Genomic DNA, 26314 nt, shown 5'->3' on the forward strand with positions numbered 1-26314 from the left:
GACTTACATACCCCACAGAATTTCGAAGCCCCACACCGCGTAGAACACGGCGACGGCACCCAACAGGACCTCTACCAGGATGCGCAAAACGGTAGCTTTACCGCCCATCATGCGATTGGTGAGGTAGTCGGTGACAACGGACCAGAGTCCGATCCAGGCGTGAGCGAGTGTGGAGAGCAATGCCACCAGGGTGAAAACGCGCACCCAGCGCTGTTCGAACAGCGCGGACCAGCTGGCGTAGCCAAAATCCTTGGAGAGGAAAATGAAACCCACTATAAAGAGCGTGTAAGCCACCAGCACTACGGCACTGATGCGCTGAATGAACCAGTCGTACAGACCACTGCGGCCGAAACCAGTAACTGCCTTTACCATACCAGAACCCCCGCCAGCAGAATGAGCACTACAGAAAGCACCAGCACGATAATGGCGCCGCGACGACCACCTTCCAGGCTCTCACCCAGACCGACATCCATCAGCAGGTGACGCACACCCGCGATCAGGTGGTAAATCAGGGCCGCCAGGGATGCCCACAGGACCAACTTGGCCGGGACGCTGGTAAAGAAGTCGGCTACTTTTTGGAAACCCTGCTCGGATTCCAGACTGGAGTCCAGCATGCACAGTAAAAGCGCAACCACAGCGAAGAGCACCACACCGGAAACACGGTGCAGGATGGAAACCAACGCTGGTGCAGGGAGCTTGATAGTAGAAATGTCTAAATTGACAGGTCTGTTCTTGTTCACAGGAATAACACCTTGTTGCCCTGAAAGACGGGGCGCCCGTTAATTTTCTATGTTACCGGGCGAGCTTGCTGATCACTTTCCACCCAACCTGGGGAGGTCTTGTACAAAGTGGCCTTACCAAGGCGCAAGCCGCGCGGATTATAGGCATTCAAATTTCAAAACACAACGAACCGAGGGTCGCAGATGACGGCTTTGTACCAGTTGCAAACGGCGCCAAGCACCCGACCATGGTATGAGACGCCCATTTCAACAAACCCGAATTTCCGCGCCAGAATTCCTTCCGGAACAGGCAAAATCCCTGCCACCCACGCTCAACGCGATAGATCCTGCGGCCATAGAACCCGCCGGCCACATCAATTTGGTTTGACAATTTGGAGCGCGGCACTTAAGTTTGGCCGCGCTCAAAAGCCCGCTAGCCCCCAATCCGCGTCGGATGCAGCCAAAGAAGGCCCTCCGAGCCCGCAGAATCCGGCACTTTCCGGGTTTTGTACGTGCACAGAAAGCACCTGAGACAACCCTTCCCATAAAAAGGTGATCACAGGTGAGCGCGGAACGCGCCCCTATCCGGGCCGTCTCATTACTGAAGCGATTCAGTGATTTGTGTGGAAATAAAAAAGCTGGCAAACGAATAGTTTTTAGGAGTCCACAATGTCCGACAAGAAAGCTCAACTCACGGTCGACGGTATCGACGCCCCTTACGACCTGCCGGTTTACTCTGGCACCGCCGGCCCCGACGTTGTCGACGTCAGCAGCCTGGCGAGCAAAGGCCTGTTTACCTACGACCCGGGCTTCATGTCCACTGCCTCCTGTGAATCCCAGATCACTTATATCGATGGCGCCAAGGGCGTACTGCTGCACCGCGGCTACCCAATCGAGCAGCTGGCGCAGAAATCCGACTATCTGGAAACCTGCTACCTGCTGATGAACGGCGAGCTGCCGTCTGTTGAACAGAAGAAGGAATACGTCAACAGCATCATGAACCACACCATGGTGCACGAATCCCTGGTCAACTTCTTCAAGGGCTTCCGCTACGACGCCCACCCGATGGCCATGATGTGTGGCGTAGTAGGCGCCCTCGCCTCTTTCTACCACGACTCCCTCGACATCACCGATCCCGAACACCGCAAGATCTCCGCTGACCGCCTGATTGCCAAGATGCCTACCCTGGCCGCGATGTGCTACAAGCACAGCAAAGGCCAGCCGTTCATGTATCCGGATAACAGCCTCAGCTACTCCGAGAACTTCCTGCACATGATGTTCGGCAACCCCTGTGAGCCGAGCAAAATCGACCCGGTTGTGGCCAAGGCCATGGACGTGATCTTCCTGCTGCACGCAGACCACGAGCAGAACGCCTCCACCTCTACCGTGCGTCTGGCAGGCTCCTCCGGCGCCAACCCCTTCGCCTGCATCTCTTCCGGTATCGCGACCCTGTGGGGCCCGGCACACGGCGGCGCCAACGAAGCGGTACTGAACATGCTGCAGGAGATCGGCGACGAGAGCCGTATCGACGAGTACGTTGCCAAAGCCAAGGACAAGAACGATCCGTTCCGCCTGATGGGCTTCGGCCACCGCGTCTACAAGAACTTCGACCCGCGCTCCCGTGTAATGCAGGGCATCTGCGACGAAGTTCTGGGTGCCATGGGTGCGGAGAACGATCCGCTGCTGCGAATCGCCAAGAAGCTGGAAAAGATCGCTCTGGAAGACGAGTACTTCGTCGAGAAGAAACTTTACCCGAACGTGGACTTCTACTCCGGCATCATCATGAAGGCGATCGGTATTCCTACCGATATGTTCACCGTGATCTTCGCCACCGGCCGTACTGCAGGCTGGATCGCACACTGGAACGAGATGATCTCCAACCCGTACAAGATCGGTCGTCCGCGTCAGCTGTACACCGGCTACACCGCGCGCGACTACGTGGCTGCAGAAGACCGCTAATTCGGATCTTCCCCCACAAAAAAACCCGGCTTCATGCCGGGTTTTTTTATGCCGCGACAAAAGCCACCTATTGCCCTCCACTTACCCGCACCGACTCCTTACCCTCGCCGCCCATATCTCGACCATTCCCCACACAAGCGTCTGATTATCCATAAAGTGAGTTTCAATAACCTTCCATAAAAACGCCCATGCTTCCTTTATTAGGAATCATTGTGGACAAGACACCCTGGAAGATTTGGCACGATAGTCCCAAACCACTCAGCAACGAAGCGTCCCGAATACTTTGAACGCCACAGCAATTTCAACTATTCAAATTACTTACTCCATTAGGCCGAAAAATAAATTACAAAAAGATACGGAGAGAATCAGCAGCAAACTTTTTTCCAAATCTTCCCCAAAAAAACAAGTACAGACGTACCAATAAATACTGTCTTTTTATATTTGGTCAAAAAGTCTCTGAAATTAAATTTTCATTCAATTTATTAACGCACCAATTCTTCGGCAAATTTTCACTGGCGCTATTCTCCCCCGTATAAATATGTGACAGAATTCTCACACTGACCACTCAACCGGAACAAAATTCCAAATAAAAGGTTTCAATCACGCCCGGGCGCGGCAAAATTCCTACTTCTCTTTATCTGCGATAAAGCCAAAAAATACCCAGATAAGTCCGATAAAAGGCTCAGACTATGTTCCGCATTTTTTCCGGGAAGTCCCGCAACAATACGTCCTCAGGGGATCGAGATTCCCACAGCCCCGGACAGGGCCGCTCGATCAGCTTTGACCCGAACCTGATCCACAATTTAAAAAGTGATCACAAAGAGCTGATCCAGATCTATCAACGTATCTGGTCGGAAGGCTACGAAATGCAGGACTTCCGAAAAATTTCTGAGCTGCTGAAGGTCTTCAAATCTACCTTCCAGGCGCACCTGATAAAAGAGAATGTCAGCTTCTATGTATATCTGGAACAATCCCTGAGCAACGATTCCCATACGCTGCAGATCGTCAAAGACTTCCGCACAGATATGAATGACATTGCCAATGCGGTAGTGCAGTTCTGCAAGCGCTACTCCCGGGAAGTCTTTACCGGAAAGATGCTGATGGATTTCAAACAGGACTATGAAAAAATCGGTGAGGCGCTGACCAGAAGGGTTTCTCTGGAGGAGCGAGAGCTATACACACTGTATCGTTTCTCGTAACAGGAGTTACGACTGTAGACCAATAGCCCGCAAACGCTGATCCACCACTGCAACACAGAAAAACTCTGCGTGCAGAAAATAAGAAAATATTTCTTAAAACTAAAACAATAACAAAAGCAGGCTTGATGATGGCTCGAGGGAATACCCGTTTTTCGGGTACAGGGAAGTACTTCGGGGGGAACTTGTGACTGAAGTTTCCGCAGAAAAGCGGTTTCCATTACCGCAATCAGACACCAACCAACCGACTTCGGACTACCCCATCTATGTAGTGGTCGGTGCCGGTCCGGTCGGTGTTCGGTGTGCAGAGCGGTTACTGGAGAACTGCGAAGACGCACAGGTTGTACTGATCGGCGCCGAGGACGAAGCACCGTATAACAGGGTCAGACTCTCCCAGTTTCTATCCCAGGAACTATCGCTGCACGAACTGGAAAATCCGGTCAGGATAAAATCCGCCGGTCGCTTAGCCGAGTTTCACAATCGCCGTATTTCCCGTATCGATCGACACGCCCGTATTGTCTATGACGAGGACGGTTCTCCCCAGCCCTATACCAAACTGATCCTCGCCACTGGATCCCGCCCTCGGGTACCCGATATTCCCGGCGCACACCTCGAAAACATCATCCCTTTCCGCGATCTGCGCGACGCCCGGGAGCTCACCCGCCTGCGCGACGAAAGTAATACCATTCTGGTAGCAGGTGCCGGTGCGCTGGGGTTGGAAGCTGCAGCCGCGCTTAAAACACAGAAAAACAGAGTGGTACTGCTGGCCCGCGCGGGTCTGCTCGGCGGAAAGCTGAGCACGTCTTCGGAGAATTACCTCAAGGCAGCCCTCACCGCACTCCAGGTAGAGTTGATGTCCGGAGTGCAAATCGAAGCATTCAATGGAAGCAACGCCGTTTCCACTGTAAAGCTTTCAAGTGGGGAAAACCTGCAGGTCGACACCGTAGTCCTGTGCACCGGTATCACCCCAGAAACCACACTGGGAGTGGATTCCGGTCTCGATTGCGCACGCGGTATTCAGGTTTCTTCCTATATGGAAACCAGTGATCCAGATATCTACGCGATCGGCGAATGTGCCGAGTATGACCAGCAAGTGTACCAGTTGGTGCGGCCGGGGTTCGAGCAGGCGGATATTTGCGCGCAACATATCTGCGCAGGGAATGAGAAAGGTATCCCAGCGCCCTATTCCGGCAGTCGCACAGACATCGAACTCAAGATTTCTCATATCCCCTGCGCCCTGCTCGGTAACGCTGGGGGCGCTGCCGGGGGAGATACGGCGGTATACCGCTATGAAAACCGCTTTAAGGGACAGTGCCGGGAAATCTACTTGAACGAGGGAAGGCTGGTGGGTGCCAGCCTGATCGGCGCCTGGAGCGAACGCTCCCGGGTTAGCGTGGCCATCAACAGCAGTGAAAGGATTTCGACAGAGGCACTGCACCGTTTTGAACAGGATGGCTACCTGTGGACGAAGCAAGAAAAGCAGGGAATCAAGCAACAACCGGACGGCTATCTGGTCTGCCAGTGTAACGGCGTCAGCAAGGGAGAGCTCTGCAAAGCCATCGCCAATGGCAAGCGCTCACTGCACGATCTGGAAATGGAGACGCAGGCCGGCTCGGTGTGCGGCAGCTGTCGGCCGATCATGGCAGAGCTGCTCGATACCCCCGTCCCCAATCTCGTCATGCGACACGCGACGAGTATCCTGGTGATATCCGTGCTCTCCCTGTTGTTGATCGCGCTCGCAATTTTTTTACCAGCGCCTGACGTCAGCAACAGTGTGCAGGTCAACTGGTACTTGAAAAACCTCTGGTACGACAATTTCTGGAAACAGGTCAGCGGCTACACCCTCCTTGGCCTGTGCCTGCTGACCGCCAGCCTGAGCCTGCGCAAGCGCCTGAAAAAGCGCAATCTGGGGCACCTGGATCACTGGCGCTACTTTCACAGTATCGTCGGTTGCGCCGCGCTGCTGGTACTCATTGTCCACACTGGCTTCCGCCTTGGGGAAAACCTCAACCTTGCACTGATGCTGGTATTCCTCGCGGCTACATCCACGGGCTCCCTGGTGGGGGTATTTATGGCCCGCAATCACCACTGGACCGACCTGAAACTGCGCGAACACCGCAAGTGGTGGTCCCGGGTTCACTACGCGCTACTGTGGGCACTGCCGGTATTAATTTTTTTCCATATCCTCGCCGTGTATTACTTCTAAATGAATAACTATAAATTCAAGTTCTGGCACTACGGCCTGGTACTGACCGTGGGTGTTGCCGCACTGATTACCTACAACCTGGAAGCCTCGGATAAATCCTATTTTCTGAGTGGCGAGGCCACACACGGTCACCACCAGGTGGAACTCTCCTGTTCCACCTGCCACGGTGACGGCTTTACGGGCCAGGAAGTGATCCAGCAGGCGTGCACCGGTTGTCACAGCGAAGAACTGGCGCTGGCAAACGACAGTCATCCACGCAAGAAATTTCTCGACCCTAGAAATGCCAACCTGTTGAACCAGTTGGACGCACGTCAGTGTGTGTCCTGCCATACGGAGCATAAACCGGAGATCACCCACGAAATGGGGGTCACTCTCGCGGGAGATTTCTGTGTGCACTGCCACAGTGATATCGCGGAGAATCGCCCCAATCACGCCAACTTTGAATTTGATACCTGCGCCAGTGCCGGCTGTCACAACTATCACGACAACCGCTACCTGTACGAGGGGTTCCTGACTGCAAACATAGACGCTCCGGATTTACTGGAAGACGGACAGCTTCCCCTGCGTACCCTGGTGGCGAGCTGGAAAGAAACCCACCCCCACAGTGAGTCCGACCAATTGGCATCGCCGGATATGACACCGCCGTCAAACTCCGGTAACCAGACTACGGACATCGTTGGCCACTGGCGATCCAGTACCCATGCGCAGACCGACACGAATTGCAGCAGCTGCCACAGCGATGGTCAGTGGCAATTCAGTAGCGCAGAAATCGTCGATACCTGCGGCGACTGTCACAGCCAGCAACGGGATGAGTTTACCCGAGGTAAACATGGCTTGCGTCTATCACAGGATGTGCCCGAGGCGTTTCGAAAAGTATCTGGTGCAATGACGCCAGTAGAAGCCTTAATCCCCATGAAAAGCAGTGCACAGAGTGAACTCAGCTGTATCAGCTGCCACGGTGCCCACGAGACAGACACGCGCAACGCGGCCGTAGACGCCTGCCTCAGTTGTCACAACGATGAACACAGCCTGGCCTACCGCGCATCTGCACACTTCAAACATTGGCAGGCAGATTCTTCCAGTGGCGTCAGCTGCGCCAACTGCCATATGCCCCGCGAGGTGCGCGGTGATCAGGTCGCGGTCAATCACAACCAGAACCACAACCTGCGCCCCAATGAAAAAATGCTGCCGGTATGCCTCAGCTGCCACGGGGTGGAGTTTTCCGTGGCCGCGCTGGCAGATAAGCAGCTACTGAAGAGTAACTTCAATGGACCGGTAGAAAACCAACACGAGACGTTCCAGCTGATACGTGAACGGATCGCCAAGATTCAATCCAGCAAGTAGTCCCATCAGGAGGGGAAACCATGCGAACTAGAGCGTTCATCTTGGCTGCAGCGGCAGCGCTTTCAGGTTGTGGGGAAAAAACCGGGATCGAGCCCCAGAGAATGGCCGATGCAATTTTCGCGGTCATTGAGGCGGACCGCGCAAGCTATACCACCAATGTGGTCAACCGGCTGCAGAACGAAGAAAAGGTCATCAAGGCGGATGAGCACTGGCAAGACAACCAGGCACTGCCGCTGCCCGCACAGATGATGCGCATGGGCGCAGAGCGCGTGGCGGAACAGGAATCCGGTTTCAACTATGCGTTGCTGTCCCAGTGGGCCATCAACAAGCAGAACAAGCCGCGCACGGACCTGGAGCGCCAGGGCCTCGCGTATATCGTCGAGAATCCGGGGCAGAACTTCTACGGAACCGAGAAGCTCGGCGACACTGAATATTTCACCGCGGTTTATCCGGACGTGGCCGTGTCTCCCGCCTGTGTAAGTTGCCACAACGAGCATGTGGACAGCCCGCGCAAGGACTTCGAGCTGGGACAGACCATGGGTGGTGTGGTGATCCGCTTCCCCCTGTGAGTTGTGGATAAGTTTTCATGCGCGGTTTCCGCCAATAAAAAAACCCGGCCTTTGCGCCGGTTTTTTTATTGGCGGATTTACCGGCGCGAGGCAGGGAAAGCCTGAAAAGCGCTCCTGGCCACCCGCCTTTGCGTCAGGCCGGTCGTTCCTATAGAAAAGCGAACTTCAGCACAAAGATACCGCCCACCAGATATACCACCGGCGGACACGTCTTAAACTGGCCATTGAGCAGCTTGATACCAGCGTAGGAAATAAACCCGAGACCAATACCATCGGCAATGGAGTATCCCAGCGGCATCGCCAGTGCGGTAATCACCGCTGGTGCACTCTCACTGTGGTCACTCCAATCCACATCCGCCAGGCTGCGCGCCATCAGGCAGGCCACAAACAGCAGCGCCGCGGCAGTGGCATAGGCCGGTACACTTTGCGCCAGCGGCGCAAACAGAAGGCACAGCAAAAACGCCAGCCCGCAGACGATTGCCGTGACCCCGGTGCGGCCACCGGCCTCAACGCCAGCCGCACTCTCGATATAGCTGGTCGTCGACGAAGTCCCCAGTAACGCACCTCCCAGGGTGGCGCCGGAGTCGGCCAGCAACGCCTTGCCAAGGCGAGGCAGCGAGCCATCCGGGCGCACGAGTCCAGCGCGATTGGCCACCCCAACCATAGTACCCGCGGTATCAAACACATCCACCAGCAACATGGTGAGGATTACCGTGACCATCGAAATATCAAATGCACCGGTAATATCCAGCTGCATCAGTACCGGCGCCGGAGACGGGGGCATGGATACCACACCTTTGAACTCCACCGCCCCAAGTAGCCAGCCAGCCGCACTGACCGCGATGATGCCAATGACCACCGCACCGGCGACACCGCGCTGGGAAAGCGCTGTGATCAACACAAAGCCAACCAGACACATGAGCGGCTCGAACGCCGTGAGATCCCCAAGAGATACCAGAGTGGCCGGACTGTCGACCACAACCCCGGCATTGCTGAGTGCCACGATCCCCAGGAACAATCCAATCCCGGCGGAAATACCCAGTTTAAGGTTGCGCGGGATGGCGTTGATCAGCCATTCCCGAAACGGCAACAGGCTCAGCGCCACAAACAGTATCCCGGACAGGAACACCGCCCCCAGCGCCGTCTGCCAGGGATGCCCCATGCCCAACACCACCGCATAGGTAAAAAACGCATTCTGCCCCATGCCCGGCGCGAGCCCCACCGGATAATTACCCAGCAGCCCCATAAGGATGGAACCAAACGCCGCCGCCAGGCAGGTCGCCACGAACACTCCACCAAAATCCATACCGGTCTCGGAGAGCATCGCCGGATTGACCACGGTGATATAGGCCATGGCCAGGAAGGTTGTCAGCCCCGCCAGCACCTCGCGGCGCCAGAAGTTTGTCGATACCTCCCCCGGCAGCGACGTCGCCGGCCCGAAATTGAAGTACTCCACCACTCTCTGCATATCAGTTCACCGATGTTCTCTTACCAATTAAGTGGATTACCCCAAACAGGTTTAACCCAGATGTTTTTAACGACTGCAATTTTCAAACCAAGTGGTCAACTTTTTGGCGCGACACTTGCTTACCCGTAGAGAGCACAGACTGCTCCACCGGTTTAACCGTGGGGGACTCCCAATATGGAAGGCTGGCTGTTGCGGCAAAGGACACAGTAAAACACTACAACGATTGGTTTGACCCCGACGATGAAAAAACGAACTCTTCTCAGTATTTTCTGCAGCTGCCTGCTGATCACCTTCCTGTCGAGCGCCCACGCGGCCAGTCCGCGACCGGTGATCTTCGATACCGATATGGCCATTGATGACTGGTCCGCGCTGCTGGTGCTGGCCATGCATGAGGAACTTGAGCTGGTGGCCGTTACCAGTAATGGCGCCGGCGAAACCCGCTGTGGTCCCGCGCTGGACAATATCGGGGCGCTGCTCGACCTGACTGCTTCCGGAGACGTGGCGATCGCCTGCGGAGACGATTACCCCATGGACGGCTACTTCGCATTTCCGGAGCCCTGGCGGCAGCAGGCTGACACGCTCTCGGGTATTGCACTGCCCGACAGCACCCGCACTGCCACAGAAAAGCACGCTGTGGATGTCATCCACACCACCCTGGCCGACAGCGATCAACAGGTCGTGGTGGTAGCCACCGGAAGCCTGACCAACATCGCCCAGTGGCTGGAAAAATACCCTGCCGATACCGACAAGGTGGAGCGACTGGTGATCATGGGCGGTGCCTTTGAGGCCCCGGGTAATATCATCGTGCCCGGGTTTACCGACAACCATCCAAACACAAAAGCGGAATGGAATATTTTTGTCGACCCCGAGGCCGCAGCCCGGGTTTTCGCCTCCGGACTACCCATTGAAGTAGTCGGTCTGGATGTCACCAATCAGGTCAAGGTAACCAAGGCATTTGCCCGCGACTTCAAAACGGTGGCGGAAACCCCGGCTGCGCAGTTCTGGGATGCGGTGCTGGATGACAACGACTGGTTTATCGAATCCGGGGAATACTATTTCTGGGACGTACTGGCGGCACTGGTGGCACTGGACCCGGCCTTCTGCCAAGGAGACATGGCACCGGTTACCGTCAGCCTGGAAACCGGATCTCCCTGGCAACCATCATCCCTGCGCTCAATCCCCAATATCACCTACAGCGGCGCCGAGCGGCGACATCTGGATGCGGAGAAGAGCGGTATAACCCGCACTGGCGGTGACAACCCCGCGGTGAAAATCTGTCGCAAAACCGACGCCGAGCGGGCCTTTAGCCTGTTTACCCGGACCCTCAACCAGGGCTGATCAGCGGGGTGCTTCCAGGCCTACTCCGGCGAGGATGGAGCGGCTGAGAAAGTCTGCAATGCGGTCGATCATCGACCGCTCGTATTCAGCGCGGTTAAGAATCGTCAGCACCTGCGCCTCGAAATCCGCGTAGTGCTGGGTGGAAGACCAGATCAGAAAAATCAGGTGGTAGGGGTCTACCGGTGCCATTTTCCCGGCTGCGACCCAGGCCTCAATCACCGCCGCTTTTTTTCTCATCCAGGGACGCAAATCATTGCGTAAATAGTCCCGCAAGTGCGGAGCCCCCTGAATGATTTCCATCGCAAACAACTTGGAAGACTGCGGGTGGGTATAAGAGAGCTCCACCTTGCGACGAATAAAACGGTCGAGCACCTCGGCCGGATTATCTTCCGCACGTAGCTCATCGAAGTGGTCGTTCCAGAGAATAATAATTTCCTCCAGCACCGCCACATAAAGATTCGACTTGGTTTTGAAGTAATAGTGCACATTCGCCTTGGGCAAACCTGCGCGGTCCGCAATAGCCTGAATACTGGCCCCGGCGAACCCCTTGAGCACAAACTCCTCTCGCGCCGCCCCGAGTATCCGCTCCAGGTTCTGGTCACGGATCTTTCCGCGACGATAGGTTCTTTTTGTTTCTGCCGAGCTGTCAGCCATTGTTATCAACCATTACCGTAAAGTCCCCGAAAGAATCCCCGAAGTTGTCCATTGCGACAAGATTACCTAGCGCTGCCCCATTAACGCAACTTGCGTGCCAGAGGCCTCCAGGAAGAAAGAATAAGGTCACCCCGTAAAAACCTGTCCAGTTGGCCAGTTTTTTGCTTGAGCAGTACTTATCGGATGCAAGCCTTCCGGATTCGGTAAAAACACTGCTGGAGTCTCTGTTGAAATTTGTCCTGAATCACGATCTTGTCGAGGAAATCGCACCCGCTGCGGATACCACGTTACTGCGCTATTTGCGCGAGACGAAACGGCTGTGCGGCACCAAAGAGGGCTGTGCTTCCGGCGACTGTGGTGCCTGCACGGTATTGTTGGGGGAACTGGAGAACGGGCGTATCCACTACCGCACCGTCAACGCCTGTATCACCCCTATCGCTGCCGCCAACCGCCGCCACCTCGTCACTATCGAGGCCCTCGCCAGTAGCGGGAAGCTACACCCGGCGCAACAGGAAATGCTGGATAACCACGGCTCCCAATGTGGTTTCTGCACACCGGGCTTTGTCATGTCCCTGGCGGGCCTGCACCAGCAACTGCTTGCGGACGAAGAGGCACAGGCAGACCGCGCGCAGGTTTGTGAAGCCATCTCCGGTAACCTGTGCCGCTGTACCGGCTATCGCCCCATCGTCGACGCGGGCCTGAAAATGGTGCAGGCACCTAACGAAGCGCACCGTCTCGACGCACAGGCGCAAATCGAGCAGCTGGCCAGTATCACCGACACAGACGCGCCAGCGGATTACCTGCAGCCACAGAGCCGCAAAGAACTACAACAGGGATTGGCCCTGCATCCAGATGCACGCCTGATCGCCGGAGGCACTGACCTGTTACTGGAGGTCACCCAGCAGTGCCAGCCCATCCCCAAAATAATCGACCTGTCCGGTGTAAAGGAGCTGCACCGCATCGAAGAGTGCGACGGTGTGATTCACCTGGGCGCGGCGTTGACTTATCGCGAGCTGGAAACATTCTTTGCCGGACGCTCCAGCAGTATCAGCGCCCTGCTGGAACGCATTGGATCACGGCAGATCCGCAACCGCGGCACCCTGGGCGGCAATATCGCCAATGCCTCACCCATCGCCGACCTGCCACCACTGCTACTAGCCCTGGATGCCAGTATTACCCTGGCGGACAACCGCGGTGCCGAGCGGCAACTGCCCCTGGCGGAGTTCTATCGAGGCTATAAGGACACAGCACTGGAAATCGGGGAATACCTGGCCGAGATCAGCTTCCCCGCCAGGGCTGTGAATGATTTCCACCGGGCTTACAAAGTCAGCAAGCGGCGCGAGGACGATATCTCCGCAGTAATGGCGGCCATCCGTTTGCGCACCAGGGCCAGCGAATACGGTGACGTGTTTACCGAGGTGCGTATTGCCTTCGGAGGAATGGCAGCCACCCCGGTGCGGGTCACCACTGCCGAGTCGAAACTTCTCGGGTGTACCAGACAGGATGAAAGCGCACTCCACGCTGCACTGGCCGCTGTCGCAGAAACTCTAAAGCCCATTGGCGATGTCCGCGCCAGTGCCGACTACCGGTTACAGATCGCGCAGAACCTGCTGCGCAGTGCCTGGCACGCGTTGAATAGCGAACGCTCCAAGAACCACGCATCGGAGGCGCTCCATGCGTAAGCTGCCAAAAGCCCTGCTGCGCGTGCAAACGGAAAGTGCACACAAGCCCACGTCTATCGCCCACGAGTCGGCCTACAAACACGTTACCGGCCGCGCACAGTACCTGGACGATATCCCCGAGTGGCCGAATATGCTGCACCTGGCAACCGTGGGTGCCGAGCACGCCAGCGCGATGATCGAGAGCATTGAACTCGATGCCGCGCGCCGCGCACCCGGTGTAGTGGATGTCATCACGCAGGGAGATATTCCCGGCAGTGCCGATGTGTCGCCAGTATTCAGCGGCGACTTGCTGCTCGCCGGTGAACGCGTCGACTATGTGGGGCAAACGGTAGTCGCGGTGGCCGCCACCAGCCTGGAGGCCGCGCGACGCGCGTGCAAACTGGTGAACATTCACTACCGCTCAGAATCTGCGCGACTGTCTGTGCAGGAAGCGCTGGAGCGGGAGGAGTTCGTGCTGCCAAGCCATACGATCAGCTCCGGGGATGCCGGTGCCGCCATTGCCAGAGCCGAGCACCAGCTGCAAGGCGAGCTCTACCTGCGTGGCCAGGAGCATTTCTATCTAGAGGGGCAGATCAGTATCGCCCTGCCCAACGAAGATGGCGGTGTGCGTGTCTACAGCTCCTCCCAGCACCCGGCCGAAGTACAGAAGCTGGTGGCTCAGGTGCTCGGCGTACCGCTACACCTGGTGCAGGCGGAAGTGCGGCGTATGGGCGGCGCCTTCGGTGGCAAGGAATCCCAGGCCGCCGCACTGGCTTGCATGGCCGCGGTTTTCGCAGTGCGCAACCAGCGACCGGTGAAATATCGCATGCCGCGTCGCGACGACATGACACAAACCGGCAAACGCCACGACTTCTGGAATCAGTACCGCGCAGGCTTCGACAGTGACGGGGTGATTCGCGGTGTAGAAATGGATCTGGCTGGCCTCTGCGGCCACAGTCCCGACCTGTCCGACGGTGTTGTCGACCGCGCCATGTTCCATGCGGATAACGCCTATTTTTACTCGACGGCCCGTATCAGCGGCCACCGCTGCCGCACCAATACCGTATCCAACACCGCATTCCGGGGCTTCGGCGGCCCCCAGGGCATGGTCGCCGCCGAGGCCATGCTGGACGATATCGCCCGCGCTGTCGGTGCGGACCCACTGGATATACGCAAGCGCAACCTGTACAGCGCCGACAGAAATACCACACCCTACGGCCAGGCACTGGAGGAGGAGGTACTGCCCCAGTTGATCGAGCAGCTGGAACAGACCGCCGACTACCGCGCCCGCCGCGAACAGATCCGTGCATTCAATGTGTCCAGCACGCAGATCAAAAAAGGGCTGGCGCTGACGCCGGTAAAATTCGGGATTTCCTTTACCTCCAAACACCTGAACCAGGCCGGTGCACTACTGCATATTTATGCCGATGGCAGTATTCACGTCAGCCACGGCGGCACCGAAATGGGTCAGGGATTGCACACCAAGATCGCGCAAATCGTCGCACGGGGATTTGGCGTAGACCTGGAGCGAGTGCGGGTGGCCGCCACCGCCACCGACCAGGTCCCCAACGCCTCCCCCACCGCCGCGTCCGCCGGTACCGACCTGAATGGCATGGCGGCACTGAACGCGGTCAATACCCTGAAGCAGCGCCTGCTGGAATATGCGGCGGAGACCTACGGTGCCGATATCGAGCGCATCAGTATCCGCGACGACCAGTGCTGGATTGCGCAACGCGCGATCCCCTTCGCCGAACTGGTAAAAGGCGCATATATAGACCGGGTGTCCCTGTCTGCGACCGGCTTCTACCGCACCCCGAAAATCGGCTACAACCGCACCGCCGCGCGCGGCCGCCCGTTCCTTTACTTCGCCAATGGCGCAGCGGCCTCGGAAGTGGAAGTGGATTTGAACACCGGCGAATACCGGGTAACGCGGGTGGATATCCTCCAGGATGTCGGCGACTCTCTGAATCCGGCGATCGATCTCGGCCAAGTCGAAGGCGGCTTTGTGCAGGGAATGGGTTGGGTAACCAGTGAGGAACTGCTGTGGAACGATCAGGGGCGGATCATTTCTGACAGCCCAGCCAACTACAAGATTCCCACCGCCGGCGATGTGCCGGAAATCTTTAACGTGGATTTTTTCCAAAGACCGAATGCGGAAGAGACGGTATACCGCTCCAAAGCGGTGGGCGAACCGCCTTTGATGCTGGCCATCTCCGTCTGGTGCGCACTGCGCGATGCCTGCGCAAGTCTTGCCGAATATCGCTACAACCCTCCCCTTGGCGTACCCGCCACGCCAGAGCAGGTGTACTTCTGCGCGCGCGCAGCGAAAGAGTATGCGGAGGCAACATCGTGATCAACAAAACACCCTGGTTCGAGGCGGCCGCCGACCGTCGCCGTCGCGGCCAGCCCTGGGTGCTGGCCACCGTATTGAGTACCCGGGGATCCGCACCCCGTAACAGCGGAACCAAGATGGTCATCGACGCCCGTCACAGCTTTGACACACTGGGTGGGGGACAACTGGAATTCCAGGTGATCACCCGCGCCCGCGAGCTGATCCAAGACGGCCGCGAGCGACAGCTGCTGGAACACTTTCCCCTGTCCTCTCGCGCCGGTCAGTGCTGTGGCGGCAGTGTCTCGGTACTACTCGAATGCTTTGCGGGCGCAGAGTTGCAGCTGCACGTTTTCGGTGCCGGCCATGTAGCCCGCGCCCTGCTGCCGGTACTGGCGCCGCTGGAGTGGCAACTGCACTGCATCGACAACCGCGCCGAACTGCTGGATGAAATAGCGCTCGAGGACAATCTAAACGGCTGGGTGCACAACCATTTCCTCACAGACCCGGTGGAGCATATCTCCCGAATGAACACCGGTGCCTTTGCCCTGGTCCTGACCCAGGATCACGCCCTGGACTACCGGCTGTTGCACGCTCTGCTGGATCGCGGCGACTGCGCCTATATGGGCATGATCGGCTCACGCACCAAAGCGCTGCGTTTTCGCCGTCGGCTGGCTAGCGATGGCTTTACAGCGGAACAGATAGACAACTTTTACTCTCCCGTCGGCCTGGCAGAGGTACCCGGTAAAAAACCCGCAGAAGTGGCCATTTCCATCGCCGCCCAGTTACTCGCGGAGAAACACCGGCTCGCCGCCAGCGAGGAAAAAAAATCCACCGGAATCAACTGGAAGACCCTGCGCGAGAGCCTGACGAACGATCTCGCAACAAGTGGCAAAAACACAAAAGACCCTGAGAGAGAAACATCGTGACACCACACACGCTCAAGCAATTCAACCAGCTTGCACCGGAGCAACAACGCCATCTGTTAATGGATTGCTGTCATTGCAGCCGCTGGGCAGAAAGACTGCTGGAACTGGGCCCGGTCATCAGCATTGGGCAAATCCAGAACCGTGCATTCAAAGCCTGGAGCAAACTCGACGAATCCGACTACCTCGAAGCATTTGCCGCACATCCGCGGATAGGCGACCTGCAGCGAATGAAAGAAAAATTTACCAGCGCGGAGCAAGGGCAGGTCGCGCACGCAGATGAAGACACACTCGAGGAATTACAGCGACTTAACGACAACTATTACGAAAAGTTTGGTTTTATTTTCATTATCTGCGCCAGTGGAAAATCGGCCCGGGAGATGCTTGCCGCGATAGCGTCCCGTATCGAGAACAGCCGCGAACAGGAAATAAAAAACGCTGCCGGCGAGCAGGCAAAAATCACTCGGCTGCGGCTGACTAACCTGCTGACGGCGTAAAGCGAGCCGTGCCGCAGGAATAAGGGAAAGTATTATGCATAAAGCCCCGATTACCACCCATATCCTTGACCTGCACCGGGGTCAACCCGCTGCCGGGGTCAGCGTAGAGCTTTACTGTGCCGCCGACTTAATCGCCACCGCGAACACCGATAGCGATGGCCGTATCGTTAACTGGGATAAAAGCTTTGAACTGGCGCCCGCGCACTGGGCACTGGTGTTCCAGCTACATCCGTGGTTCCAGCAGCAGGGAGGCGAAAGCTTTTTCCCCAGGGCAACGCTGGAGTTCAGTATTTCCGACTGCGCACGCCACTACCATATCCCGCTGCTGCTCAATCAGTACGGCTACACCACCTACCGCGGAAGCTGAGAAACATCGAGACGATATTGAGCCTGAAGCACCAGAGTATCGAGAGGATATTGAATTGAAACAAACACTGCTGCGCAGCCGTATAGTCCACTTTCGTGACGATGCCGTAGGCTCGCCGGATAGTGCACTCGAGTACTTCGAAGATGGCGTTATCGGCTTCGCCGACGGGCGTATCACCCTGCTTGAAGATGCGCGCCGCGCCGAGAAGCAGGGCCTGGACCTGAGCGCCGCTGAACACAGGCCCGAGGCGCTGGTCACCAGCGGCTTTATTGATGCCCACGTGCATGCACCACAGCTTGCAGTCATGGGGAGTTACGGCGAGAAACTACTGGACTGGCTACACAAATACACTTTTCCAGCGGAACTGCAATTTGCCGACGAGGAAGTTTCCCGGCAAAACGCCGAGTTTTTTATCGACGCCCTGCTCGCCTGCGGCACCACCAGCGCCATGGTGTTCACCACCAGTTTTGCCCACAGTACCGAGCACCTGTTCCAGGCCGCCGAGCGCACCGGCATGCGACTGATCGCCGGCAAGGTGTTGATGGACCGCAACGCCCCTGATGCACTGCTGGACACACCGGAACGCGCCCTGCGCGAATCCTCCACGCTGATCGAGAAGTGGCATGGCCGCGGACGGCTCGGCTACGCCGTCACCCCCCGCTTTGCAGGCACTTCCAGCCGTGCACAGCTGTCGGTAGCGGGTCAGTTACTGCGGGATTATCCCGACCTGTGGCTACAGACGCACCTGAGTGAAAATCTCGATGAAATCGCCTGGACCGCCTCTCTTTTCCCCGAAGCCAGCGACTACCTCAACACCTACGAACTGTATGGGCTCCATGGCGAGCGCAGTATCTACGCCCACTGCATCCACCTCAGCGAATCAGAACAAAGCCGTATCGCCTACGCCGGCGCCACTGTGGCGTTCTGCCCTTCGTCCAACCTTTTTCTCGGCAGTGGCCTGCTGAAATTACAACAATTGCGCGAGCACAATATACCGGTGGCGCTCGCCACCGACGTAGGCGCCGGCACCAGTCTGTGTCAACTGCGGAGCATGGGCGAAGCCTACAAGGTCTGCCAGCTCGGAGACTATCCCCTGGGCGCCGCCGAGGCCTTCTACATGGCCACGCTCGGCGCCGCCCGCGCCCTGCATCAGGAAAAACATATAGGCAACCTGGCACCGGGCAAGGAAGCAGATATTTTGCTACTAAATGGCAACAGGGAGCCGCTGATGCGCGAACGGTTACGTCACTGCCGGGATATTCGCGAAGAACTTTTTGCCTATATGTCCATGGGCGACGAACGCATTATCGAGCGCACCTATGTAGCAGGAAAGGTGGCGGGAAATGTAGCGGGAATAAAAGCAAAAAGTGCCACATGCTCGCCCCGCTATGCACCGCAAAATCACGAGCGCGCACTTACACCATAAGAAAAATTTAGCCATTCCGACCCCCACCGGCATGGCAAACCGGAATAGAAGAGATCCCAGATGGAAACCCTGCTCTACGATTGGTTCAACCTGCTGCTGCGTATGCTGCACGCCATTGCCGCCATTGCCTGGATAGGTGCCTCATTTTATTTCGTGTGGCTCGACAATAATCTGGAAGTGCCAGACAGCGAGGGAAAAGTCCGGGGACTCGCCGGTGGCTTGTGGGCATTTCACGGCGGTGGCATCTACCAGGTAAGCAAGTACAAGCTGGCACCAGCGGTTATGCCGGAACGTCTGCACTGGTTCAAATGGGAGGCCTATACCACCTGGATTAGCGGCGCGTTACTGCTGACACTGGTTTATTATGGGCGCGCTGACTTGTACCTGTGGCAACAGGGCAAGTGGCTGACCACGCCGACCGTGGCCATCTTTGTGAGTATTCTATTTCTCGCTGCCGGCCTGCTCTGTTACGAGCTGCTATTCCGTTTACTGCGCCCGCACAGTCGCCGGCTGTTCAACGCCCTGCTCGTAATGCTCATCGTCCTCACCTGCTGGCTCTCCAGCCAGCTGTTCAGTGATCGCGCTGCCTTCCTGCAAGTGGGTGCACTGCTTGCCACCATTATGGCCGGCAATGTATTTTTCGGTATTATCCCTGCCCAGAAGGGTTTTATCCGCGCGCTGGATAATGGCGAGGAGCCCGCCGCAGCCCCGATGCTGGCAGCCAAGCATCGCTCAATACACAACAATTACTTCACACTGCCGGTAGTGTTCTGCATGCTTAGCAATCACTACCCTTTTCTTTACGGTCACCCGTTCAACTGGCTCGCTTTGCTCGCTATCGTCGCCCTCGGCGCCTATGTCCGACATTTCTTCAATCTCCGCCACCGTGGGCAGTTGAAGCTGCATATTCCCGCGGTCGCCGCCATCGGTTGTGTACTGCTGGCACTGGGCCTGGCGCAGACACAAAGAAATAGCACGAGCCAGAACGACGCTAGCGAACAGATATTAACTGATGTATCCGCCGGTGCTCCCATGCATCTGGTAGAAGCACACTGTCAGGGCTGCCACTCCTCAGCCCCCACGCAGTCAGGTTTCAGCGCTCCCCCCCTGGGACTGGCACTGGATACAGTGCAACAGGTTCAGGCTGCACGCGATAGAATCCTGCCGACACTACAAAGTCGCTATATGCCACTGGGCAACATCACCGGCATGAGCGACAGCGAGCGTGCAACATTGATCGCCGCATTGGAAACTGACAACGGAACAACCCTCACCGAAGACTGAATTCTCCAGTCAACTCTCCTGAAAAACGCACCAATTACTGTCACATATGCACGCTAATGTGGCAGTAATTGCCTGCGTTTCCCGCTTGAAAATTTCACCTTGACGCGGGCAGAACGCATTTTTAAAGTTGACCAACTGATCAGGATAAATACTTGCTCAGTGTCTTTGACGCAGCCCCAAAAAGCTTCGTACTTGCCTGCGGATGAATCGGTACCCGGGCAGAAGTGGTCCGTGCGCACTCCCATATTACGGGTGCCCACCGACCAGCTGTAGTGGTAACCAGGCGGGAGCCCTCGTGGTCCACACAGTCAATTCTGTAACCACGCGCTGGTGCCCCCGATAATTCACCTTCAGGAAAATCGTAATGAAAAAACATCTAGGTACTTTTGTATTGCTTGCGGTATTAAGCCCATGGGTAAATGCCGATGTAGACAATGGGGACTTTGAAGACTGGACGAGTGGCAGCCCGGACGGCTGGACCACGATCGATTCAGGTATCGACGTAAACCGGACAACTTCCTCCGTATACAGCGGCAGCTCGGCGGCGTCGGTGAGAGTGACAACCGGCACGCAATCCTCCACGGATCTGCGCCAGACCGTCAGCGTCAGTGCCGGCCAGACCTATAATTTTTCCGTTTGGATCCGTCATACCGAGGGCAGTGTCGCCGCGCGACTCTATGTCAACGGTTACCGGGATTACACCAACTACTCGCAGACGGGTCAGTGGCAACAGCTGAGTTACAGTTTTACCGCCAGCGGCAGCGGCACCATCGAAGTGGGATTGCGCTTTTACGACCGCTGGGGATTCGACGGCTCAGAGGTAGTTTATGTAGACGCATTTGAACCTACCAACACCAGTGGTGGCGGTTCCAGCGGAGGCTCCGGCGGCGGCAGTTCCAGCGGCGGCGGCAGCTATTACGATTCCGCGAATGGCCTGAGTGGATACACACTGAAAACTGCGCTCTACAATATTATCCAGGGGCACAGTACCCGCAGCTATGGAGACTTGTGGGATTTCTACGCCGCCAGCGACCGGGATTACTACTACGAATATGATGGCTCCATCGTGGATATCTATTCCGAGAACCCCTTTGGCAGTGATCCGTATAATTACACAGCGGTCAGCGATCAGTGCGGAAACTACAGTGGCGAGGGCGACTGCTATAACCGCGAGCACAGTTTCCCGCGTGCCTGGTTTGGCGGTGCCGTAGCGCCAATGAACACCGACGTGCACCATATTTTTGCGTCCGACGGCTATGTCAATTCCATGCGCAGCAGTTACCCCTTTGGCGAAGTGGCGACGACCAGTGCCATATCCAGCAACGGCAGCAAGCTCGGCAGCGGCCAGTCCAGCCAAGGCTATACCGGCACCGTGTTCGAGCCCATCGATGAATTCAAGGGAGACCTGGCAAGAGCCTATTTCTATATGGCTACCCGCTATCAGAATGTGATCGCGGGCTGGGAGAACAACAGCAGTTACGGCAACGCCATGCTCAATGGCTCCAGCAACCAGGTGTTCGAGAACTGGGCACTCCAGCTGCTGATCGACTGGCACAATGCGGATCCGGTAAGTCAATGGGAAATTGATCGCAACAATGCCGCCTACAACTTCCAGGGCAACCGGAATCCCTTTATTGATCACCCGGAATACGTGGAATCCATCTGGGGACAGTAGTTATTTCCGCGGAAGGCGGGGCGAGTAATTTGCACGACATGTGACAAACCCCTCCCTGTGGGCTTGTCGGCGAGAACCTTTCGCCGGCAAGCTTTCACAAGTTTATCTTCATCCGCCAGTTACAGGGCATTATCCGTCAGGGACTTTTTATCATCCCGTTCTAGTTCCCGCAGGGAATCAGGATATTCTTCACCGCACGGGCTTCGCGCAGAAAGTGCTTGCCTTCCCCCTCCACAAGGGAAAGCCAGTCCGGGAATTTGCCGCGGTTTACCCAGGTGCGCTTGGTGGTCTGGGCCGCCGCTTGCTCGATCCGGCGACTGCCTTCGGCGCTGCCGAAGTACCAGACATGATCTACCTGCCCGTGGGCGGCAAGCTGCTGTATTAAATCGTCGCGGATACCAGTGACAATATTGACCACACCGACCGGTATGCCGGCGCTTTCCAGCAGCTGCGTCAGCAAACCATAAAAGCCAGGCCCGACCTGTGTATTGTTTTCCGAGGGCACCAGCACCACGCGATTACCCACAGCGATAACCGGCGCCAGCAAAGAAATCAGTGCCAGCAGCGGCAGCTGGTCCGGAAAGGCGATACCAACCACACCGACCGCTTCATTCAATGACATTGCAATCCCGGAGGGGGATTGCCGGCGCACTGCGCCCTCGTATTGGTCGGCCCAGGCGGCGTATGTGAAGAGACGTTCCACGCTGGCCTCCACTTCGCGTTTCACCGCCGGCTCAGACTCGCCACCCGATTGCCCCAGATGCCAGCAAAACTCCTCCGCCCGTGCACTCAGATCCTCGGCCAGAGCGTATAGCGTCCCGGCGCGCTGGTAGCCGCTAGTGCGGGACCAGCTCTCCATTTTGAGTGCGGCCTCCACGGCAGCTGCAATAGAACCGGATTTGCTCGTGTTGGTAGTGACCGTCTTGCCCGGATGCGTGACAGAGTTTGAAAATTCGAAGCACGGACGCAGATACACTTCCAGCCCCTCAGCGCCGCTTTCACAACCAGCTTGTCCATCGAAGCCACAATCGATATCAAAGGGATTGCAGGAATTGATACAGATTGTGCCGGCATTTAGCGATGGCCCGACCTCCAGGGTGCGGTTCATATTTTCCGACCACACGCTGGCGAGCGCGCTGCGACCAAAGCCGTTGGCGAGCAGCACAGCCTCGGACTGGAGACGGAAACTCATCACGCTAAGCACCGGCCCGAACGCACCTTCCCTAGCAACGGTGTTTGAGGGTTCGACACCACTCAGCAGCGTCGGCGGATAAAATTGCCCCTCTTGTGATGACGGGACAGGTGATTGCCAGAGCTCGCCTCCGTCATCCACACCCTGCGTCACCAGTTCAGCAATGCGTGCATACCGTGCTGGATCCACAATAGCGCCCAGGTCGGCGTTGCTATCCAGCGGATCACCCACTCGCAGCGTTTCCATACGCGCGCGGATTTTTGCAATGGCCGCGGCTTCAATGCCCTCCTGGACCAGCAATTGCGCGCTGGTCCACGCTCCGTGTCCCTGGTTACACCAGACGGCATCGACCAAGCCTTCCACGGCACTATCCAGGTCCGCATCTTCAAAGAAGATAAACGGGCGCTTGCCCGCCAGTTCCAGTTTCAGCGCTTTGTCGCTGCCGGCAGTGCGGCTACGGATCGCTCGGCCAACTGCCGCAGATCCGGTAAAGTCGAGCAGGTCGACATCGGCATGATCCACGAGGTATGCACCGGTGGCAGGACCACCGGTAACAATATTGACCACGCCCGGCGGCAAGCCGGCTTCCTCGCACAGCTCGGCAAACATCAGCGCGGTAAGGCTGGTATGTTCAGAGGGTTTCAGTACGATGCAGTTACCCGCGGCGAGTGCGGGAGCGATTTTTTGCGCGGCCACCAGCAAAGGAAAGCTTGCCGGAATAAATAGTCCCGCTGCGCCCCGGGCCTGCCGACCGGAAAATTCCGTATCAAATAATTGCGCCCGACCCGCATAATGCTGAAAACAGGCACTAGCGCGGGGAAGATCGATATTGCTGGTTTCGCGAATGGGTTTGCCACTATCCAGGGATTCCAGCACCGCGAATTTCCAAACCTGCTTCCGCAGCAGCTGCGCCAACTTGTAGAGATAGCGGGCGCGGCCTCGGCCACCGAGCTTCTCCCAGGTGGGTTGCGCTACATGTGCGGCCTCTACCGCGGCATCTACCGCATCACTACCGGCAGCGGAAATCGTTGCCAGCCGCCGGCCAGAGGCAGGGTTAACACTATCGAGGGTTTCAGTTGAAGAAACCCACTCCCCATTGATAAAAAGCCCGAATCCTTCCGCATGAGTATCCAACCAGCTATCGACTTCCGCAGTATCGACCTGGGCGGGGCCGTAGTTCATGGTTTTAAAAATGTCCGCGACCTGCATAAGGTAGTATCCACTGTTTCAACACACTGATGTATTTCAGGGCCTTTCCCTGTCAGCATCCGCTCACGCACACTGTGCCAGTTGCCGCTCGATATCATCCAGAAGACTCGACGCACCAAACCGAAACAGTTCCGGTGTCAGCCACGCGTCTCCCAGCTCCTCCTTCACCAGCACCAGATAGTTGAGCGCATCTTTCGCTGTTGAGATGCCACCGGCGGGTTTAAATCCAACACGGTGGCCACTCAGGGTTTCGAAGTCCCGGATTGCGCGCAACATCACCAGGCTTACCGGCAACGTCGCGTTGGTGGACTCCATGCCGGTAGACGTCTTGATAAAATCGCTACCAGCCATCATGGCCACCATAGACGCACGGGCAACATTGGTCAGGTTGTCGAGCTCACCGGTGGAAAGGATGGTTTTCATATGCGCATTACCGCAGGCGGCGCGAAAGGCTTGCACCTCCCGATAGAGGGCTCCCCAATCCCCGTTCAGCACATGGGCGCGGGTAATAACGATATCGATTTCCTGTGCGCCGGCGGCAACCGAGGCTTTGATTTCCGCAATGCGGGTTTCCAGCGGCGACAGACCGGCGGGAAAGCCGGTGGACACAGCGGCCACGGGGATACCGCTACCGGCCAGTGCGCCCACGGCCGTTTCCACCATCTGGTGGTAGACGCATACGGCACCGGTGGTAAGCGCTAGCGATTCAATATCGAGCGCGTTTTGCAGTGCAGGGCTCAGCGGCGCGCGCGCTCTCGCACAGAGACGGCGCACTTTACCCGGCGTATCCTGGCCGGACAGCGTGGTCAGGTCGATGCAACTGATCGCTTTCAGCAGCCATGCCGCCTGCCAGTTTTTTTGCAGCGAACGGCGCGCAGCCAGAGCAGCAATGCGACGCTCAACGGCACTGCGATTTACCCGGATGTCCACCAGCCAGTCTGCATTGAAAGCGACACCCGGGTTGGCGGGTTGGCCGGAGGCAGACAGTGGCTCCATCTTCTGATTCATCGGTATCCGCTTCTCTACGAGTTCAACTGAGGAAAAAAAGAGCGTCCCCTGCCCAATGGCGCCAGCCGGAAAAATTCCGCCAGAGTCTGGCCGATATCCGCAAAGCTGTGCCGCAACCCCAAACTAGCGGGGGCAACGCCGGGACCGGAAAAGAGTGCAGGAATATGCTCGCGGGTGTGGTCACTACCGGGCCAGGTTGGGTCGCATCCGTGATCGGCGGCGATGACCAGCATATCGTCGGCACGCAACAGCGCCTCCAGTTCCGGTAAGCGACCGTCCATGGCCTCCAAAGCGGCGGCGTAGCCGGGCAGATCCCGGCGGTGGCCGTAGAGCGTGTCGAAATCGACAAAATTGGTAAACACCAGGGTCGGCCTATCCGGCTGCTCGCTTGCAGCGGCGAGCGTGGCATCGAACAGCGCCATATTGCCTTCAGCCTTGATGCTGCGGCCAATGCCGCGACCGGCGAAAATATCGCGGATTTTGCCGATCGCCACGACTTCACCACCGCAGCCCTGCAAGCTATCCAGCAGTGTAGGCCCGTGCGGCGGTGTGGTGTAGTCACGGCGGTTTGCCGTACGTGTGAATGTATCGGCACACTCACCGATAAAAGGCCGTGCAATCACCCGCCCGACATTCAGCGGATCAACCAGCGAGCGCGCGGTTTCGCACAACGCCAGCAGACGCTCCAGACCAAAGTGGGTCTCATGGGCGGCAATCTGCAATACCGAGTCCGCGGAGGTATACACAATCGGCTTGCCGCTGCGGATATGCGCTTCACCCAACTCGCGCAAAATCGTGGTCCCGGAAGCATGACAGTCACCGAGAATCCCGGGCAGGCGACCGCGGAGTATCAGCTCATCAGTCAGCGTTTTGGGGAATGCCGGCACGGCATCGGGAAAACAGGTCCAGTCAAACTCTACCGGCAGGCCGGCAATTTCCCAGTGGCCACTGGGCGTGTCCTTGCCGGCGCTGACCTCGGCACAATAGCCGTAAGCGCCAGTAATCGATGGCGGCGTTTGGATACCTTCAACCACACCACCACTGCACGCTTCCAGCGCGCGCCCCAATCCCAGGCGCAGCAGGTTGGGAATAGCCAAAGGCCCACTCCGCAAACCCTCCCGATCGCCCAGCCCGCGGCTGCAACCCGCGGCAATACTGGCAAGGGTATTGGCCCCCGTATCACCAAATTGGTGGGCGTCGGCGGTGGCGCCGATGCCAAGGGAGTCCATTACCAGAATAAAGGCTCGCGGTTGTGCTCTGCACTCCGCCGGCTCACTCTCTGACATA

General features: G+C 57.3%; 21 protein-coding genes. 14 read left to right on the plus strand and 7 right to left on the minus strand.

Translation table 11 applies throughout. The annotated features are described in order from the left end of the window. Nucleotides 1-3: 3 nt before the first annotated feature. Together sdhD and sdhC are read right to left on the minus strand one after the other, a co-directional pair. Nucleotides 4-372, minus strand: a complete 369-nt coding sequence (gene sdhD, locus B4U49_RS18210; protein WP_078086038.1) for a succinate dehydrogenase, hydrophobic membrane anchor protein — start codon at nt 370-372, stop codon at nt 4-6. Then, the gene (gene sdhC, locus B4U49_RS18215; RefSeq protein ID WP_078086039.1) at nt 366-740 is read right to left on the minus strand and encodes a succinate dehydrogenase, cytochrome b556 subunit; all 375 of its coding nucleotides are present in this window, start codon (nt 738-740) and stop codon (nt 366-368) included. Before sdhC ends, sdhD begins: the two co-directional genes overlap by 7 nt. Nucleotides 741-1388: 648 nt before the next feature. Here sdhC and gltA point away from each other — a divergent pair. The 5 genes from gltA (at nt 1389) to B4U49_RS18240 (ending at nt 7993) form a co-directional block, all read left to right on the plus strand. Further along, entirely contained in the window at nt 1389-2678 is a 1290-nt protein-coding gene (gene gltA / locus B4U49_RS18220; RefSeq protein WP_078086040.1) for a citrate synthase, read from the plus strand. Nucleotides 2679-3367: 689 nt separating this feature from the next. Beyond that, the gene (locus B4U49_RS18225; protein ID WP_078086042.1) at nt 3368-3877 is read left to right on the plus strand and encodes a hemerythrin domain-containing protein; all 510 of its coding nucleotides are present in this window, start codon (nt 3368-3370) and stop codon (nt 3875-3877) included. Between the two features lie 184 nt (nt 3878-4061). After that, entirely contained in the window at nt 4062-6080 is a 2019-nt protein-coding gene (locus B4U49_RS18230) for an FAD-dependent oxidoreductase (protein ID WP_078086043.1), read from the plus strand. After that, on the plus strand, nt 6081-7424 hold the full coding sequence (locus B4U49_RS18235; protein WP_078086044.1) for a cytochrome c3 family protein: 1344 nt from the start codon (nt 6081-6083) through the stop codon (nt 7422-7424). It abuts the gene before it with no gap. Nucleotides 7425-7444: 20 nt separating this feature from the next. Beyond that, nucleotides 7445-7993, plus strand: coding sequence for a Tll0287-like domain-containing protein (locus tag B4U49_RS18240; protein WP_078086045.1), 549 nt, complete (start codon nt 7445-7447; stop codon nt 7991-7993). A 148-nt stretch (nt 7994-8141) separates the two neighbouring features. Here B4U49_RS18240 and B4U49_RS18245 read toward each other — a convergent pair whose 3' ends face one another. Continuing rightward, the gene (locus tag B4U49_RS18245) at nt 8142-9461 is read right to left on the minus strand and encodes an NCS2 family permease (protein WP_078086046.1); all 1320 of its coding nucleotides are present in this window, start codon (nt 9459-9461) and stop codon (nt 8142-8144) included. Between the two features lie 240 nt (nt 9462-9701). Here B4U49_RS18245 and B4U49_RS18250 point away from each other — a divergent pair, with 240 nt between their 5' ends. Next, a complete protein-coding gene (locus B4U49_RS18250) occupies nt 9702-10799 on the plus strand; it encodes a nucleoside hydrolase (protein WP_078086047.1) in 1098 nt (365 codons plus the stop codon). On the opposite strand, the gene B4U49_RS18255 is transcribed toward B4U49_RS18250, so the two are convergent. After that, complete coding sequence (locus B4U49_RS18255; RefSeq protein WP_078086048.1) at nt 10800-11453, minus strand: TetR/AcrR family transcriptional regulator; 654 nt, start codon at nt 11451-11453, stop codon at nt 10800-10802. Nucleotides 11454-11680: 227 nt separating this feature from the next. On the opposite strand from B4U49_RS18255, the gene xdhA reads away from it, so the two are divergent. The 8 genes from xdhA to B4U49_RS18295 all read left to right on the plus strand — a co-directional run bounded on the left by xdhA (nt 11681) and on the right by B4U49_RS18295 (nt 21618). Beyond that, nucleotides 11681-13135, plus strand: a complete 1455-nt coding sequence (gene xdhA, locus B4U49_RS18260; protein WP_078086138.1) for a xanthine dehydrogenase small subunit — start codon at nt 11681-11683, stop codon at nt 13133-13135. Continuing rightward, nucleotides 13128-15467, plus strand: a complete 2340-nt coding sequence (gene xdhB, locus B4U49_RS18265) for a xanthine dehydrogenase molybdopterin binding subunit (RefSeq protein ID WP_078086049.1) — start codon at nt 13128-13130, stop codon at nt 15465-15467. Before xdhA ends, xdhB begins: the two co-directional genes overlap by 8 nt. Next, nucleotides 15464-16372, plus strand: coding sequence for a xanthine dehydrogenase accessory protein XdhC (gene xdhC / locus B4U49_RS18270; RefSeq protein ID WP_078086050.1), 909 nt, complete (start codon nt 15464-15466; stop codon nt 16370-16372). Before xdhB ends, xdhC begins: the two co-directional genes overlap by 4 nt. Beyond that, the gene (gene uraD, locus B4U49_RS18275) at nt 16369-16866 is read left to right on the plus strand and encodes a 2-oxo-4-hydroxy-4-carboxy-5-ureidoimidazoline decarboxylase (RefSeq protein ID WP_078086051.1); all 498 of its coding nucleotides are present in this window, start codon (nt 16369-16371) and stop codon (nt 16864-16866) included. Before xdhC ends, uraD begins: the two co-directional genes overlap by 4 nt. Nucleotides 16867-16900: 34 nt before the next feature. Then, complete coding sequence (gene uraH, locus B4U49_RS18280) at nt 16901-17233, plus strand: hydroxyisourate hydrolase (protein ID WP_078086052.1); 333 nt, start codon at nt 16901-16903, stop codon at nt 17231-17233. A 55-nt stretch (nt 17234-17288) separates the two neighbouring features. Next, entirely contained in the window at nt 17289-18659 is a 1371-nt protein-coding gene (gene guaD, locus B4U49_RS18285; RefSeq protein ID WP_078086053.1) for a guanine deaminase, read from the plus strand. A gap of 60 nt (nt 18660-18719) precedes the next feature. Beyond that, the gene (locus tag B4U49_RS18290) at nt 18720-19943 is read left to right on the plus strand and encodes a urate hydroxylase PuuD (RefSeq protein WP_078086054.1); all 1224 of its coding nucleotides are present in this window, start codon (nt 18720-18722) and stop codon (nt 19941-19943) included. Between the two features lie 364 nt (nt 19944-20307). Further along, nucleotides 20308-21618: an endonuclease gene (locus B4U49_RS18295; protein WP_078086055.1), complete on the plus strand. Its 1311-nt coding sequence runs from the start codon at nt 20308-20310 to the stop codon at nt 21616-21618. Nucleotides 21619-21778: 160 nt separating this feature from the next. Here B4U49_RS18295 and B4U49_RS18300 read toward each other — a convergent pair whose 3' ends face one another. The 3 genes from B4U49_RS18300 to B4U49_RS18310 form a co-directional block, all read right to left on the minus strand. Then, nucleotides 21779-24019 carry an aldehyde dehydrogenase family protein gene (locus B4U49_RS18300; RefSeq protein WP_078086056.1) on the minus strand — a complete coding sequence of 747 codons (2241 nt, stop codon included), beginning with the start codon at nt 24017-24019 and terminating at the stop codon, nt 21779-21781. A 63-nt stretch (nt 24020-24082) separates the two neighbouring features. Then, nucleotides 24083-25027, minus strand: a complete 945-nt coding sequence (gene deoC, locus B4U49_RS18305) for a deoxyribose-phosphate aldolase (protein WP_078086057.1) — start codon at nt 25025-25027, stop codon at nt 24083-24085. A 14-nt stretch (nt 25028-25041) separates the two neighbouring features. Further along, complete coding sequence (locus B4U49_RS18310; protein ID WP_078086058.1) at nt 25042-26313, minus strand: phosphopentomutase; 1272 nt, start codon at nt 26311-26313, stop codon at nt 25042-25044. Nucleotide 26314 lies beyond the last annotated feature (1 nt).

It is taken from the genome of Microbulbifer mangrovi (assembly GCF_002009015.1).
Taxonomy (GTDB): domain Bacteria; phylum Pseudomonadota; class Gammaproteobacteria; order Pseudomonadales; family Cellvibrionaceae; genus Microbulbifer; species Microbulbifer mangrovi.